This window comes from Arthrobacter sp. ISL-65, from assembly GCF_018613795.1.
Taxonomy (GTDB): Bacteria; Actinomycetota; Actinomycetes; order Actinomycetales; family Micrococcaceae; genus Arthrobacter.
The window spans coordinates 1-15,075 of record NZ_JAGGPN010000064.1 but is presented as its reverse complement, the minus strand read 5'-3'; the positions used below and the strand labels follow the sequence as shown (position 1 = coordinate 15,075).

Genomic DNA, 15,075 nt, shown 5'->3' with positions numbered 1-15,075 from the left:
GACATCCGCCGTGCTGAGCGGCAGCAACCCGCGCTTCAGGCCCGCGCACCCCAAAGTAGGTAGCAGCAGAGGGCGTTCCCAGCGTTGGGAACGCCCTCTGCTGCTACTCAGTTGGGGGAGGCGTAGCGTGGAAGATGCAACGACTTGACGCCTCGGGCGTGACACCCTTCACACGCTGGATGCATTCCTATAGGATCTTCGATGGCTGGGAATCGCGACCGCCGCCGGGGAATGTGATCTTGACAACTCCTGCCGAATGGTAAATCCTATAGGAAACAGGATTCCACAAGGGAGTGAACACCATGGCTTATACCGCCGATAACTGGCCCATCACCGCGGCCCTGCTGCAGTTCCCGGGCGTGGACGCCCAGGGCACCCACATCAACGATGCCGATGCCTCGGCTTGGGCCGAGGTGTTCACCGAGGTGAAGGAAGCCGGCTTTGCCAACGCCGACCTCACCGACAGCTGGGTCCGTCCCGGCGACCTGGGCAAGGAGCGCCTCGCCGAATTCAAGCAGACGGCTGACAACGTCGGTATCGGGATCCCGGTCATCTCCGCCATCCGCCGGAGTGTGATCCAGGAGGGCAAATGGGAAGACAACCTGGCCTACAGCCACCGCACCATCGACGCCGCCGCTGAGCTCGGCTGCGAAGTTGTCTCCTTCGGCCTGCACCAGGCAATCACCCCGGAACAGCAGAAGCAGCTGTGGTTCTGGACCGTCGAAGGTCACAAGGACCCCGTCGGGAACAAGGAGGCCTGGAACAACGCCGTCGCCCGTTTCCAGGAACTTGGCCGGCACGCGGCGGAGGTGGGCGTCCTGCTCTCCCTCGAGATGTACGAGGACACCTACATCGGTACCGCGGACTCCTCCGTGCAGTTCGTCCAGGACATCGGCCTGTCCAATGTCGGCCTCAACCCGGACCTCGGCAACCTGATCCGCCTGCACCGGCCCATCGAGGACTGGCGGGAAATGGTTGCCAAGACCCTGCCGTACTCCAATTACTGGCACATGAAGAACTACATCCGTGACGAGGACGTGGCCCGCGGCATGTACGTGGCCATGCCTGCCCCCATGGAAAGCGGCCTCATCAACTACCGCGAGGCGTTCAAGGTTGCCCTTTCAGTGGGCTACCAGGGCATCATCTGCACCGAGCACTACGGCGGCGACGGCCTCTCCGTGACGGCCAGCAACCAGGAATACCTGCGCCGGCATGTCCTGCCCAAGAAGGACGGCTACGCCCTCGGCCAGAGCCAGGTGGCGCAGGGACGGCAGCAGCCCGCCGCCGTCGCGCACTAGGGACGCCCAGCACCAGAAACGCAGCAATACCGTTTAACCAATTCGGATTCAATGAGGAACCATGACCCAGATCTTCGACAATCCCGCTGATTTCGCAGATGAGGCGCTGGACGGCTTCGTCGCCGCCAACCGCGGCTATGTTGCCCGCGTGGACGGCGGCGTCGTCCGCTCCACCGAGATCCCCGCCGGCCAGGTGGCACTTGTGGTGGGCGGCGGCTCCGGCCACTACCCGGCCTTCGCCGGCCTGGTCGGACCGGGACTGGCTGCCGGCTCCGCGTGCGGCAACATGTTTGCCTCGCCGGCCGCCGGCCAGGTCTACCGCGTGGCCAAGGCGGCAAACGCGGGCGGCGGCGTCCTGCTGAGCTACGGCAACTACGCCGGCGACGTGCTGCACTTCGGCCAGGCGCAGCTCCGTCTCAACGCCGAAGGCATCGAGACGCGCACCGTGCTGGTCACGGACGACATTGCCAGCGCCCCGCTCGACCAGATCGAGAAGCGACGTGGCATCGCCGGTGACCTGACGGTCTTCAAGATCGCAGGCGCCGCGGCTGAGGCGGGCCTAAACCTGGACGAGGTGGAGCGCCTCGCCATCAAGACGAACCACCGCACGCGTTCACTCGGCGTGGCCTTCGACGGGTGCACCCTTCCCGGCGCATCCGAGCCGCTGTTCCACGTCCCGGCCGGGCAGATGTCGCTGGGCCTGGGCATCCACGGCGAACCGGGCATCTCCGAGCACCCCATGCCCACCGCCTCCGAGCTTGCCGAACTGCTGGTGTCGCGGTTGCTTGAGGACAAGCCGGACGACGCCGGGGACCGCGTGGTTGCCATCGTCAACGGTTTGGGCACGGTCAAGTACGACGAGCTGTTCCTCCTCTTCGGCAAGGTCGAAAAGCTCCTGAACGCCGCCAACCTGACCGTCGTGGAGCCGGAGTGCGGCGAGCTCGTCACCAGCCTGGACATGTCCGGGCTCTCGCTCACCCTGCTGTGGCTCGACGACGAACTCGAGCAGTTCTGGGGCGCGCCGGCCGACACCCCCGCCTATCGCAAGGGCAACCTCGCCCGGCGTGCCCGCCGCGAAGTCTCCAGCACCGAGGACACGGCTGCCGAGGATACCGAAAAGGCAACCGCGGCGTCCGCCAACCTGGGCCGGCTGGCAGCCGCCGTCCTCGCCCAGGTGCGGGACGTCGTCGTCGAACACGAAGCGGAACTCGGCGACCTGGACGCGATTGCCGGCGACGGCGACCACGGCATCGGCATGCGCCGCGGCGTTGATGCGGCTGCCGCGGCCGGCGAGCAGAACGCAGCAGCCGGAGCCTCGGCTGAACGCGTGCTCACGGCCGCAGGCGAGGCCTGGAGCGAGCGCGCCGGCGGCACGTCAGGCGCGCTTTGGGGGACGGCCGTGATGGCCGCCGGCCTCGCGCTGGGCAACCGCGATTCGTACGCCGCCGGGGATGCGAACGCAGCCGTGTCCGCCTTCAGCAACGCCATCACCGAACTCGGCAAGGCAGAGCCGGGGGACAAGACAATGGTTGACGCCCTCCTGCCGTTCCGGGATGCGTTCCAAGAAGCGTTCGACGGCGGGGCCTCCCTAGGCGGTGCCCTCACCACCGCCGCTGCCGCGGCGAACGAAGCAGCCCGCCGGACCGCGGGCCTGCGCCCCCTCAAGGGCCGCGCCCGCCCGCTGGCTGAAAAGAGCCTCGGCCACCCGGACCCCGGCGCAGTCTCGTTTGGACTGATTGCCGAGCGCGTGGCCACCTACCTCGCATCTGATGCAGCCGATTCCACACCGGCCGCGTCCCACATGGCCTCGACGGCCGGAAAAGGAGCAACGGAATGAGCAATACAGAAGGCTGGCGCATTGTCATCGGCAACGATGAGGCCGGCGTCGAATACAAGGAAGCACTGAAGGCCCTGCTGGAGGCGGACCCCCGGGTTGCCTCCGTCGAGGACATTGGCGTCGCGGCCAACGACTCCACCGCGTACCCGCACCTGGCCGTTGCTGCCGCCCGCAAGGTGGCCGACGGCGAAGCGGACCGCGCACTCCTGATCTGCGGCACTGGCCTCGGCGTGGCCATTGCCGCCAACAAGGTCCCCGGCATCCGCGCCGTCACCGCACACGACAGCTACTCCGTGGAACGCTCCGTCCTCAGCAACAACGCCCAGGTCCTCACCATGGGCCAGCGCGTCATCGGGCTGGAACTGGCCAAAAAGCTCGTGGCCGAATGGCTGGAGCACCGCTTCGACGAAAACTCCTCCTCCGCCGCCAAGGTTGATGCCATCTGCTCCTACGAACCCGACTACACGAAGGCCGACTGAACATGACCGAAACACCCACCAGCTCCCGCAAGTTCGCCGTCGTCGGTTCCGGCTACATGGGCGGCGGCATCGCCCAGGTCCTCGCCCTCGGCGGTGCCCGCGTTGCCCTCGCCGACGTATCGGCCGAGGTGGCACAGAAGAACTACGAGCGCCTGCTCACCGAGTCCGACCAGTTCGTGGCCGACGGGCTGTTCCCGGAAGGATCCACCGAGATCCTGAAGCAGAACCTCTGGGCCGCGAAGGACATCGAGGAAGCCGTGGCCGACGCTGACTTCATCGAGGAGGCGGTGCCCGAGATCATCGCCATCAAGCATGAGACCCTGGCCCGCATCAGCGCCGCCGCCCGGCCGGACGCCATCATCGGCTCCAACACCTCCACGATCTCCATCGCGGAGCTGTCGCAGCCGGTCGCCAACCCGGAGCGCTTCCTCGGCGTGCACTTCTCCAACCCGTCGCCGTTCATCCCCGGTGTGGAGATCATCCCGCACGCAGGCACTTCGGCCGAGACCGTGGGCACCGTCCGCGACCTCGTCCACTCGGCCAACAAGGAGACGGCCGTGGTCAAGGACGTCACCGGATTCGTGCTCAACCGCCTGCAGTACGCGCTCTTCCACGAGGCAGCACAGCTGGTGGAACAGGGCATCGCCACGGCCGAGGACGTGGACACCCTGGTCCGCACCACCTTCGGCTTCCGGCTGCCGTTCTTCGGCCCCTTCGCCATCGCCGACATGGCAGGCCTGGACGTCTACAACTTCTGCTACAAGTCGCTGCAGACCGATTTCCCGGAGCGCTTCGCCACCCCGAAGATCCTCACGGACCTCGTGGAGGCGGGCAAACTGGGCACCAAGACGGGTGCAGGCTTCCTGAACGTCCCGGCCGAGCGCACCCCCGAGCTGATCGCCTACCGCAACAAGGCCTACGTCGCCATGCAGAAGCTCATCGAGGAACTCGGCCCCGCGCCGATCAACTAGCGCAATCCAACTAAGCACCACGGCAGGTGGGCGCTGCCTCCGGGCAGCTGCCCTCCTGTTGTGCTGCCCATTTCACCTGGGCCGGGGCGGGGGCACCGCCGGCAGCAACCGGTCCAGCAAACGACTTAGGAGAATACACATGAGCACTTTTCCGTCCGAGCGCACGGCCATCGTCACCGGAGCCGTCTCGGAACGCGGCATCGGCCGGGCCACCACCAACTACCTGGCAGAGCAGGGCTGGAACATCGGCATCATCGACCTCGACGACGCCCTCTGCCAGGCCACGGCCAAGGAAATCGCCAGCCAGTACGGCGTGAAGGCCCACGGCGTGGGCGCGAACGTCGCGGACGAGGCATCGGTCCGGGCAGCCATCGATTCCATCGAGGCGGAACTGCCCCAGATCGTAGCCCTCGCGAATGTGGCCGGCGTCAGCTCGCCGGTCCCGTACCTGGAACTCGACGCCGCCGAGTGGGACCGCGTGCTCAACATCAACCTCAACGGCGTCCACTACGCCACGCGCCGCGTCGCCGAATCCATGGCGAAGAACCGGATTGGCCGCATCGTGAACATCTCCTCCGTCTCCGCGCAGCGCGGCGGCGGAACGTTCTCCAAGACCCCGTACTCCGTGGCGAAGGCCGGCGTGATCGGACTGACCCGCTCCACCGCCCGCGAACTGGGGGAGTACGACATTACGGTCAACGCCATCTCACCCGGACCCATCGACACCGACATCATGGGCGGCACCCTCAGCCAGGAACGCAAAGACGAACTGGTCCGGGACCTCGTGGTCAACCGGGTCGGTTCCACGCGGGACATCGCCGCAGCCATCGCCTTCCTCATCAGCGAGGACGCCGGATACATCTCCGGCCAGACGCTGAATGTGGATGGCGGCCTCTACATGCACTAGGAAGGACAGCCATGCTTCGCTCCTGGACCAGGGAACGCAAGATCTATCTCGCCATCGGCGTCCTCGCCAGCCTTGCCGGCGTGCTGCTCATCGTCTTTTCGCTCTGAGTCTTTCGCACCAACAACCTGATTTACCGGGACCAGTTCCTCCCGAACGGACCCATCTGCAGTGCCCTGATTTGCTCACTTTTGCTCAAAGAGGAGTTTGAATGACTGTCACCAAACCATCCACCACGAAGGAGCTGCTGGACTCGCCGATCCTCAAATCGGCCATCTCCAAGGCGTCCTTCCGGCTCATGCCGATGCTCGTCATCCTTTACGTCGTGGCCTTCCTGGACCGCACCAACGTGGGCTTCGCCGAGGCCGCCCTCGAAGCGGACAAGGGCATCAGTGCAGGTGCCTACGCACTCGGCGCCGGTATCTTCTTCATCGGCTACGCCCTGTTCGAAATCCCCAGCAACCTGCTCCTGACCAAGTTCGGCGCCAAGGTGTGGCTGGCACGCATCGCCGTTACCTGGGGAATCGTCTCCGCCTGCTTCGCCTTGGTGCAGGATGAGACCTCCTTCGTGATCCTGAGATTCCTGCTGGGCGTGACCGAGGCCGGGCTCTTCCCGGGCGTCATCATGTTCCTCGCCGCCTGGTTCCCGAACAAGGTCCGCGTCAAGATGTTCGCCATCTTCTACCTGGCACAGCCGTTCTCCCAGATGATGGGCGCCCCGCTGTCCGGCTGGCTGATCAACATCGGCGACCAGGTTCCCGGCGTCCAGGGCTGGCAGGTCATGTTCTTCGTCGAGGGCATGCTCGCCGTGCTGGCCGGCATCGCCGCCTTCTTCTTCCTGATCAACAGCCCGCAGGACGCCAAATTCCTCAACAGGGACGAGAAGAAAGCGCTCCTGGACGTCATGGCCCTGGAAGACACCGTCAAGGAAGAGACCGGTCCTCGCGGTGTGCTCGCCGCGATGAAGAACGGCAAGGTCTGGTACTTCACGGTCATCTACTTCTGCCTGCAGATCGCCGTCTACGGCGTCACCTTCTACCTGCCGCAGCAGGTGGCGCAGCTGACCGGGCAGAAGGTAGGTCTCGCCGTCGGACTCATGGCTGCCATCCCGTGGTTCTTCGGCATCTTCGCCTGCTATTTCATCGGCAAGGCCGCCAACACCGTGATCCGCCGCCGGGTCTGGGGAACGGGCCTGTTCATCTCCACCGGCCTGTGCATCTTCGGCTCCGCCTGGGCCGGCGCCAACCACCTCCCCGCGCTGGGCATCGTGTTCATCACCCTCGCGGTGTGCAGCTTCCTCTCCATCGGACCCATCGCCTGGTCATACCCGACGGCGTTCCTCACCGGAACTGCCGCCGCGGCCGGCATCGGTCTCATCAACTCGCTGGGAAACCTGGGCGGCTTCGTGGCCCCGATCCTGCGGACCACCGTCAACCAGGTGACCGCCTCGGATACCGGCACCATGGGCGTCTACGCACTCGGCGTGCTGCCGTTCCTCGCCGCGGTCATGATGACCGGCACTCGGAAGTTCAAGAACAAGGCCGACGACCTGCTCGAAACCAGCGCCACCAGAACGGCTGGCACTGCCCAAGATCAGGCACTGCTGGAAAAGTAGGCAGCAGCAAACCGCAGGCGCGCAGCAACACCAGCGCCGAGTAACACAGCAAAGGCAGGAAATCCCGTGACCCAGCTCAGGCAGGCCATCGAAGACCCCGGCACCATTTTCGTCGGCGTCAGCACCAAGATGTACCTCGGCTACCGGGACAGCCTGCGCTGGCTGGATGAACTGCGCCAGCAGGTGGACGCCCGCCCGGCCCTCGCGGCCGGGCGGGTGGTCCCGTTCGTGATTCCTTCCTTTCCGATGCTTCCGGCAGCGGGGGAGATCATTGCCGGGTCGCCGCTGGTCCTAGGGGCCCAAAACTGCGGCTGGGCCGACGGTCCGTGGACGGGCGAGCTCTCGCCGTCGCTGCTCGCCGAGCTGGGCGTGGGACTCGTGGAGATCGGGCACGCCGAGCGGCGGCGGCACTTCGGTGAGGACGACGCCATGATCGCGCTCAAGGTCAGGGCAGCCGACGACGCCGGCGTCACCGCGCTGCTGTGCGTGGGGGAGGAGTCGGTCGGCCCGAAGACCACCTCGAATACCGGAGCGGCCGACGCCGGCGGTACTGCCGGTGCGGAAGGCGCCGCCCGGTTCGTCTACAGCCAGATCGAATCCGCGGTCGGCGGGGACTGGAACCTGGCCGCCCGGCTGGTCATCGCCTATGAACCCGTCTGGGCCATCGGCGCCGCCGAGCCCGCCAGCGCGGAGTACGTGTCCGCCGTCGTGCGCATTTTGCGGGAGCTGCTCGCTGCCCATGGGCTGCACGGGCTGCCCGTGATCTACGGCGGCTCCGCGAAACCCGGCCTGCTGCCCACACTGGACGGTGTGTCCGGGCTGTTCCTCGGCCGGTTCGCACACGACGCCGCAAACTTCGGAAAAGTGCTGGACGAAGCACTGTCGCTGGTAGACGCAGGCTAGAGGAATGCCTCGCGGCCCGTCCCTTCGCTGAGCACGAGTTCGCCGTCTTCAATGGACACCAGCAGGCTCCGTGGCCTGCCATGGAGTTTCATTTCCGCGCTGAGATTGCGGCTGGTGACTTCGACCCCCACCGTTGCGCCCTTTGCCGGCAATTCAACGGAGACTTCCTCGGCCATGCCCAACAGTTCCCGGGTGGTGACGTCGCGGTCGTACCGGGCCTCCTTGCCGTTGACCGTGATGGCGACCTCATCCTCGTTGAAGCCGTCCTGAAGAATGATGAGCAATTCCTGCATGATGCGCCGCCTAAGTCGATGACCCCCGCTGCATAAAGTCACTACACCACTTAAGGGCGGTTGTGGGTAGTGCGGTTTGCTCCGTCCGCCAACCCGTGATCGCCCCGGATCCGGGCGCGTAGGGCAAAATGTTCTGGTGACCCAACAGCCGCAGCACCCCGCCACGCCCACGCCCAGCCCCGCCTCCGCCGCCGGGACAAAGCCGAAGGACACCCCCTCACCCGGGCCGCTCGGCGGTCAGGGCGCGGACGGTGTTGCCGCCCGCATAGCGGAACAGATCGCCGCCGAGCTCGGTGTGAAGGCCTGGCAGGTGAAGGCGGCCGTGGAACTGCTCGACGGCGGGTCCACCGTTCCGTTCATCGCCCGCTACCGCAAGGAAGCCACCGGGACGCTCGACGACGGCCAGCTCCGCGAGCTGGACGAGCGCCTGCGCTACCTCCGCGAACTGGAGGACCGCCGTCGTACTGTCCTGGAGGCGATTGCCGCGCAGGGGAAGTTGACCCCGGAACTGCAGGCCGCCGTCGTGGCCGCCGATACGAAGTCCCGACTTGAAGACATCTACCTGCCCTTCAAGTCAAAGCGCCGCACCAAGGCGCAGATCGCCCGTGAGGCTGGGCTGGAGCCGCTCGCGGACGCGCTGCTCAAACGCCCGGAACTCGACCCCGAGCGCGAGGCAGCCAAGTACCTGAACACGGAGCACGCCGTCGACGACGCCGCTGCGGCGCTCGCCGGCGCCCGCGCCATCCTCGTGGAGCGCGTGGCCCAGGACGCCAACCTTGCACAGAACCTGCGCGAGCGGCTGTGGACGCAGGGCCGGATGGTGTCCCGGGTGAAGAAGGGCAAGGAATCCGAGGGGCAGAAGTTCGCGGACTACTTTGACTTTTCGCAGGCGCCGTCGGGAATGCCGTCGCACCGCGTGCTGGCGCTGCTGCGCGGTGAGAAGGACGGCGTGCTCGAGCTGGACCTCGCTGAAGCGGAGCCGGCCGACGGCGACGCCCTGGCCGCCGCGCGCACCCGTTACGAATCCGCCCTGGCCCGGTTCCTCGGGGTCGCCGACCGTGGCCGGCCTGCCGATGCCTGGCTGCTCCAAACCGCGCAGGTGGCGTGGCGCTCCCGGGTGCTGGCGCGGCTGACGGCCGACCTTCGGGGACGCATGTTCGCCGCAGCAGAAGACGAGGCCGTGCGCGTTTTCGCCGCCAACCTGCGGGACGTGCTGCTGGCCGCGCCCGCCGGAAACCGCTCAACCCTGGGCCTGGACCCCGGGCTGCGGACGGGCGTGAAGGTGGCGGTGGTCGACGGAACCGGCAAGGTCGTGGCCACGGACACCGTCTACCCGCACGCTCCGGCCCGCAAGTGGGACGAAGCCCTGGCGACGCTGACCCGCCTGGCGCGGAAGCACGCCGTCGAACTCGTGGCCATTGGCAACGGAACGGCGTCACGCGAAACGGACAAGCTCGCGGCCGACCTGATCAAGCGGCTGTCGGCAGCTTCCGGCTCCGAGACTGGTGCGGAATCCGGGGCAGGTGCCGCCGCGCCGCAGAAGCTGGTGGTGTCCGAGGCGGGTGCGTCGGTGTACTCGGCGTCCGCCCTTGCCGCCGCAGAACTTCCGGGCATGGATGTATCGCTGCGCGGCGCGGTGTCCATTGCCCGGAGGCTGCAGGATCCGCTGGCTGAACTGGTGAAGATCGATCCGAAGTCGATCGGCGTGGGGCAGTACCAGCACGACGTCACGGCCGCGAAGCTGGACCGCAGCCTGGACGCCGTGGTGGAGGACTGCGTGACCGCTGTGGGCGTGGACGTAAACACGGCGTCGCCGGCGCTGCTGAGCCGGGTGGCCGGCGTCGGGCCGCTGCTGAGCGAGAACATCGTGGCGTACCGCAACGAGCACGGGCCGTTCGCGAAGCGCAGCGAGCTGAAGAAGGTGCCGCGGCTGGGTGCGAAGGCGTTCGAACAGTGTGCCGGGTTCCTGCGGATCACCGGGGGAGCGGAGCCGCTGGACGCCTCAAGCGTCCACCCAGAGGCTTACTCGGTGGCTAGGAAAATCCTGACTGCGGCGGGAGCTGGCCGCGGTTCCGGTGCTTCCGGAGGCGCTGCCGGCCTTGCTCCGCTGGCTGATGCCGGACGCCTGAACCCTGCTGATTTCGTGGACGGGAGCTTCGGCCTTCCCACGGTGCGGGACATCATCGCCGAACTTGAGAAGCCGGGACGCGATCCGCGTCCGGCCTTCAAGGCGGCAGCATTCTCCGAGGGCATCGAGAAGATCTCCGACCTGAAGCCCGGCATGGTCCTGGAAGGAACAGTCACCAACGTTGCCGCGTTCGGCGCGTTCGTGGACGTGGGGGTTCATCAGGACGGTCTGGTTCACGTGTCCGCCCTCGCCAACCGGTTCGTCGCCGACCCGCGCGAGGTGGTCAAGTCCGGACAGGTGGTACGGGTGAAGGTGCTTGAGGCCGATCCGGAGCGGAAACGTATCTCCCTCACGCTGAGGCTCGACGACGAACCGGCCGCTTCCGGCGGCAGCTCTTCCGCCGGCCGGCCGGCTGGTGAACGCCCGGCGGGTGAACGGCCAGCTGGTGAACGCGGTGGCCGGGGCCGTGACGGTGGGCGCTCAGCGGGCGGCGACCGCGCAGCCGGCCGCCCGGGAGGTGGCCCCCGCGACGGCGACCGCGCAGCCGGCCGCCCGAGAGGTGGCCCCCGCGAAGGCGGCCGCGACCGCACGGGCGCTTCTGGCCAAGGCGGCGCAAAACCGGCGGCTCGTGAGGGGAGCGATTCGGGCCAGTCTGCGCAAGACCGAGACAGCGGAAGGCGGCAGCCGAAGCAGTCCGGGCAGCGACCAGCCCAAGTGGATACCGCCATGGCCGAAGCACTGCGGCGGGCCGGCTTGGGCAAGTAAGTCCCGCACGGCGTAGCGTGTCGCAGGCTCCGTATCCCGGAAGCATCGGAAGCCGGTGACTACAGTAGCCCCTATGAGTTTTACGAGGCCGGAGACTTTTACCACCCGTCCTACGCTGCAGGGCACGTTCGGCATGTCCGCTACTACCCACTGGCTCGCTACCGGCACTGCGCAGGCTGTGCTGGAGCGGGGCGGCAACGCGTTCGACGCGGCCACGGCCGCGGCGTTCGTGCTGCACGTGGTGGAACCGCACCTCAACGGGCCCGGCGGCGACATGACCGGCGTGTTCAGCACGGCGGAGAAGCCCGGGAAACCGGTGGTCCTCATGGGCCAAGGCCCGGCTCCGGCCGGCGCGACGGTCCAACACTTCCGCGCGGAAGGCCTGGAACTGGTGCCCGGGTCAGGTGCGCTGGCCGCTGCGATCCCCGGCGCCGTCGAAGCCTGGCTGTTGCTGCTGAGGGACCACGGAACGTGGGAGCTGGCGGAAGTCCTGGATTTCGCCATCCGATACGCACGCGACGGCCACCCGGTGCTGCCACGCGTCTGCAGCACAATCTCGGCAGTCGCGGAGCTGTTCCGGGAGCACTGGCCCACGTCTGCCGACCTGTGGATGCCGCAGGGGCGTATCCCGGAGGAGGGCGAGCTGGTCCGGAATCCAGCGTTTGCCCGCACCCTCCAGAAACTGGTCCAGGCCGGTGCCGGCCTCGGCGAGGCATTCGCCGCGGAACCGGCCCATACCCGCGAGGAACGCATCGATGCCGCCCGCAGGGAATGGGGCGAGGGATTCGTGGCCCGCGCTGTGGCTGAAAGTGTGCGCACTCCGCACCGCCACTCATCCGGGTCCGACCACAGCGGCGTCATGACGATGGCCGACATGGCCGGCTTCCGCGCGTCGTTCGAGGACGCGGCGACGTTCGAGTTCCGCGGCCACACCATCGCCAAGACCGGCCCGTGGGGACAGGGGCCGGTCTTGCTGCAGACGCTTTCGATCCTGGCCGGCTTCGATGACGACCACCTCGACCCTTCCACCGAGCTCGGGGCGCACACCATCCTGGAGGCACAGAAGCTCGCGCTGGCAGACCGCGAGGCGTACTACGGCGACGCTGATGTCCCACTGGATTACCTGCTGTCGGAGGAGTACGCGGCGTCGCGCCGGGAGCTCATCACCGAAAATGCGTCGCACGAGCTCCGCCCGGGCTCCGTTCCCGGGCGTGAGCCGTACTTTCCCACGCTCCGGACCGAGTACGTCCCGCCTGCGCTGTCGGATGACGATGGCGGGTCGCCCGTTTTGGGAGGTCGTGCCGCTCCCGGCCGCGCGGGTTCCGCAGCTGCCGCCGCCGGCGTTGGCGAACCCACGATCGGTGACCCTAGTGTGGCGTCCAACGGGGAAACCCGCGGCGACACGTGCCACATCGATGTCGTGGACCGCTGGGGCAATATGGTGTCGGCCACGCCATCGGGCGGTTGGCTGCAGTCGTCGCCGGCGATTCCTGAGCTCGGGTTTTGCCTGGGCACGCGGTTGCAGATGACGTGGCTTGAGCCCGGAACGCCGTCGACGTTGACGCCGGGCAAGCGGCCGCGGACCACGCTGACGCCGACGCTGGTGCTGCGCGATGGAGTTGCTGTTTCCGCGCTCGGCTCGCCCGGGGGAGACCAACAGGACCAGTGGCAGTTGCTGTACCTGCTGCGGACCATCGTCGGGGGGTACTCTCCGCAACAGGCCATCGACGCGCCGGCGTTCCACACGACGTCGATGCCCGGATCCTTCTGGCCGCGTACCTGGGAGCCTGGCGGTGCCGTCGTCGAGGACCGGTTGGGAGATGACGTCATCGCCGGGCTCGAACGGCGTGGTCACCGGATCACCAGGGCAGGCGACTGGACGCTGGGACGGCTGTCCGCCGTCGTACGCGATCCCCGGACTGGCGTGCTGCAGGCCGCCGCTAACCCCCGGGGTGCGCAGGGATACGCGGCGGGACGGTAGGAGCGGAGCGTTCTTTCGCCAGCGTCCTCATTGAAGGGGCGGCGAATACTCGTGTCCGACGGCGGCGGGGCGGGTTTCTGGCGTGGGGAATATCTGCAAGGCTGAGGTCATGAACTACTTCCTGGAGTACACGATTCCCGCTGCCCCCGACGACGCCGAATTCGAGTTTCCGCATGACGAGATTCGACCGGGCACCACTATCCCGCTCTCGGAGACCAATGCCGAGGTAGTTCACACTCCTGAGCTTCCCGCGCGCACCGGAATTATCGGCGCCACCGTGCCCGAGGCGAAGCTCGAAGCCGAGCAGCTCATCACCCACAGCCGCGCGACGGAGGCGTCCCTGTACGAGGACCCCTCGAATTCGCTGCAGGCTGGCGTGGGAACTCTCGTAGCCACCTTCACGGAAGGCACGGGCTGGCAGGACGCTTAGCAAACGAAAGTCTTGTTTCACCGGAAGCGCTTGGTCCCGAATTGAGGGGCTGGGCGCTTCTGGTTTTGGGTCCGAAGTTAGTGAAGCCACCCAGTACCGGCGGGCACGGCGGCGCCCCGCTGACGGGTGCTGCCTGCCCGTCGGGTCTGCCATCGCCTCATGTTTTGTGGTGGTGGTTTTGTCGGGGTTGTTGGCGGGGGTCGATGTGGGGTGGCGGGATGAACCAGGGGGTCCCGTTTTTGATGTGGATTTTCCACTGTTCTTTGTGGATCAGGTGGTGGTGGTGGGTGCAGAGGAGGACGCCGTTGTCGGTGCTGGTGGGTCCGCCCCGGGACCAGTAGGTGATGTGGTGGGCTTCGCACCAGGGTGCGGGGATGGTGCAGTTGGGGAAGGCGCAGCCTTGGTCGCGGGCGGTGAGGGCTTTGCGGATGTGGGGCGGGAAGATGCGTGTGGTGCGGCCGATGTCGAGGATGCGTCCTTCGGAGCCGAGGAGGACGGGGATGATGTCGGCGTCGCAGGCGATTTTGCGGATGGTGGAGGCGGTGACGGGGCCAGTGTAGGTGAAGGTCCCGCTGCCGGTGGCCGTGCTGGAAGGGGGAGTGCCGGGCCAGCTGACGCCAGGCAGGGCGGTAACGGGCTGCCGGGTGTTCGGGCCGGTGCCCGGCTCGGGCTGGGGTTCGTTGGTCTGCCGGGTGCTGTCTGTGGGTCGGGTGCCGGGGCGGTTTCGGTTCGGGGCGTAGCGGGGGCCTTGGGCGGCGGCGGTTTCGATGCTGTTGAGGAGGTCGTGATGGTTGATGGTGACCATGACTTGGGGCCGGAGTCCTCCGGTGGCGGGCAGGGTGCCGGCGGCGAGGGCTGCCTTGCAGCCGCCGACGAGGCCGTCGAGGCGCTGTTGGGCGAGGGTGCGGCGGTCCAGGTCAGGTGCCGGGGTGGGGGCGTTGAACACCTGGTCCAGGTTGGCAGCGGCGCTGTCACTGTTACCGCCGTTGTCGCTGTTGTCGTCACTGGCGCTGCCCTCGTTGAGGGTGCCTTCTCCGCTGCTGTCGCTCCGGCAGCTGGTGGTGTTGGGTGCGGGGGTTGGCGGCGGTGTTCATGACGGTGGTGAGGGCTTCGTATTGGTCGGTGGTGGCGCGGATTTCGAGGTGGTGGAGGCCGCCGCGTTTGTGGTGGAGGAAGACGCCTTGGCGGTGGCGGAGGTTTTCTTCGCTGGGTTCGGTGCCGTCCTGGTCGAGGGCGTCGATCCAGCGGTGGGCGATGCGGGTGAGGAAGTCGTGGTCGTTTTCGATCGCGGTCAGGGTGAGGTTGTGTTCCATCTCGGCGATGGTGTCGGGGTCGGGGATGTGGCGGACTTTGTCCAGGGCGGTGGTGATGATGGTTCCGGCGCGGGAGGCGATGATCCCGGCGGTGAGGGCGGCGGCGGCTTCTTCGTGTGCCGGTGGCATGGGCCGTCCGGCGAGTCCGGTGCGGGGGG

The 15,075-nt window shown here is 67.3% G+C and carries 12 protein-coding genes and 1 pseudogene; 10 read left to right on the top strand and 3 right to left on the bottom strand.

Features of this window, described 5'->3' with window-relative positions; genetic code table 11:
• Positions 1-302 precede the first annotated feature (302 nt).
• The 7 genes from J7I85_RS23555 (at position 303) to J7I85_RS23525 (ending at position 8,007) form a co-directional block, all read left to right on the top strand.
• Positions 303-1,298: a sugar phosphate isomerase/epimerase gene (locus tag J7I85_RS23555; protein ID WP_214858018.1), complete on the top strand. Its 996-nt coding sequence runs from the start codon at positions 303-305 to the stop codon at positions 1,296-1,298.
• Positions 1,299-1,359: 61 nt separating this feature from the next.
• A complete protein-coding gene (dhaL, locus tag J7I85_RS23550; protein WP_214858016.1) occupies positions 1,360-3,135 on the top strand; it encodes a dihydroxyacetone kinase subunit DhaL in 1,776 nt (591 codons plus the stop codon).
• Positions 3,132-3,614, top strand: coding sequence for a ribose-5-phosphate isomerase (locus J7I85_RS23545; RefSeq protein WP_214858014.1), 483 nt, complete (start codon positions 3,132-3,134; stop codon positions 3,612-3,614). The genes dhaL and J7I85_RS23545 overlap by 4 nt, the downstream gene beginning before the upstream one ends.
• A 2-nt stretch (positions 3,615-3,616) precedes the next feature.
• Positions 3,617-4,585: a 3-hydroxyacyl-CoA dehydrogenase family protein gene (locus tag J7I85_RS23540; protein WP_214858012.1), complete on the top strand. Its 969-nt coding sequence runs from the start codon at positions 3,617-3,619 to the stop codon at positions 4,583-4,585.
• 139 nt (positions 4,586-4,724) lie between these two features.
• Positions 4,725-5,492, top strand: coding sequence for an SDR family NAD(P)-dependent oxidoreductase (locus tag J7I85_RS23535; RefSeq protein ID WP_214858010.1), 768 nt, complete (start codon positions 4,725-4,727; stop codon positions 5,490-5,492).
• Between the two features lie 208 nt (positions 5,493-5,700).
• Positions 5,701-7,104 carry an MFS transporter gene (locus tag J7I85_RS23530; RefSeq protein WP_214858008.1) on the top strand — a complete coding sequence of 468 codons (1,404 nt, stop codon included), beginning with the start codon at positions 5,701-5,703 and terminating at the stop codon, positions 7,102-7,104.
• A gap of 66 nt (positions 7,105-7,170) precedes the next feature.
• Complete coding sequence (locus J7I85_RS23525) at positions 7,171-8,007, top strand: triose-phosphate isomerase family protein (protein ID WP_214858005.1); 837 nt, start codon at positions 7,171-7,173, stop codon at positions 8,005-8,007.
• On the opposite strand, the gene J7I85_RS23520 is transcribed toward J7I85_RS23525, so the two are convergent.
• Positions 8,004-8,300 (bottom strand): hypothetical protein, encoded by a 297-nt coding sequence (locus J7I85_RS23520; protein WP_102973246.1) that lies wholly within the window; start codon positions 8,298-8,300, stop codon positions 8,004-8,006. The two genes, J7I85_RS23525 and J7I85_RS23520, sit on opposite strands and share 4 nt — an antisense overlap.
• 136 nt (positions 8,301-8,436) lie before the next feature.
• Between J7I85_RS23520 and J7I85_RS23515 the strand changes: the two genes are divergently transcribed.
• The 3 genes from J7I85_RS23515 (at position 8,437) to J7I85_RS23505 (ending at position 13,604) form a co-directional block, all read left to right on the top strand.
• Positions 8,437-11,193, top strand: a complete 2,757-nt coding sequence (locus J7I85_RS23515) for a Tex family protein (protein WP_374102520.1) — start codon at positions 8,437-8,439, stop codon at positions 11,191-11,193.
• Positions 11,194-11,266: 73 nt separating this feature from the next.
• Positions 11,267-13,174, top strand: a complete 1,908-nt coding sequence (locus J7I85_RS23510) for a gamma-glutamyltransferase family protein (protein WP_214858003.1) — start codon at positions 11,267-11,269, stop codon at positions 13,172-13,174.
• 109 nt (positions 13,175-13,283) lie between these two features.
• Positions 13,284-13,604 (top strand): hypothetical protein, encoded by a 321-nt coding sequence (locus J7I85_RS23505; protein WP_214858001.1) that lies wholly within the window; start codon positions 13,284-13,286, stop codon positions 13,602-13,604.
• A gap of 157 nt (positions 13,605-13,761) precedes the next feature.
• Here J7I85_RS23505 and J7I85_RS25400 read toward each other — a convergent pair.
• Both J7I85_RS25400 and J7I85_RS23490 read right to left on the bottom strand, forming a co-directional pair.
• Positions 13,762-14,520: pseudogene (locus J7I85_RS25400) on the bottom strand (HNH endonuclease); the annotation flags it as partial.
• Positions 14,521-14,605: 85 nt separating this feature from the next.
• Positions 14,606-15,075, bottom strand: a 470-nt coding sequence (locus J7I85_RS23490; RefSeq protein ID WP_214857998.1) for a DUF222 domain-containing protein, incomplete at its 5' end; no start/stop codon positions are given.

Coding starts and splice junctions, on each gene's coding strand:
- J7I85_RS23545 (WP_214858014.1), top strand. CDS start 3,132: ATGAGCAATACAGAAGGCTGGCGCATTGTCATCGGCAACGATGAGGCC.
- J7I85_RS23505 (WP_214858001.1), top strand. CDS start 13,284: ATGAACTACTTCCTGGAGTACACGATTCCCGCTGCCCCCGACGACGCC.
- J7I85_RS23510 (WP_214858003.1), top strand. CDS start 11,267: ATGAGTTTTACGAGGCCGGAGACTTTTACCACCCGTCCTACGCTGCAG.
- J7I85_RS23535 (WP_214858010.1), top strand. CDS start 4,725: ATGAGCACTTTTCCGTCCGAGCGCACGGCCATCGTCACCGGAGCCGTC.
- J7I85_RS23555 (WP_214858018.1), top strand. CDS start 303: ATGGCTTATACCGCCGATAACTGGCCCATCACCGCGGCCCTGCTGCAG.
- J7I85_RS23540 (WP_214858012.1), top strand. CDS start 3,617: ATGACCGAAACACCCACCAGCTCCCGCAAGTTCGCCGTCGTCGGTTCC.
- J7I85_RS23520 (WP_102973246.1), bottom strand. CDS start 8,300: ATGCAGGAATTGCTCATCATTCTTCAGGACGGCTTCAACGAGGATGAG.
- J7I85_RS23530 (WP_214858008.1), top strand. CDS start 5,701: ATGACTGTCACCAAACCATCCACCACGAAGGAGCTGCTGGACTCGCCG.
- dhaL (WP_214858016.1), top strand. CDS start 1,360: ATGACCCAGATCTTCGACAATCCCGCTGATTTCGCAGATGAGGCGCTG.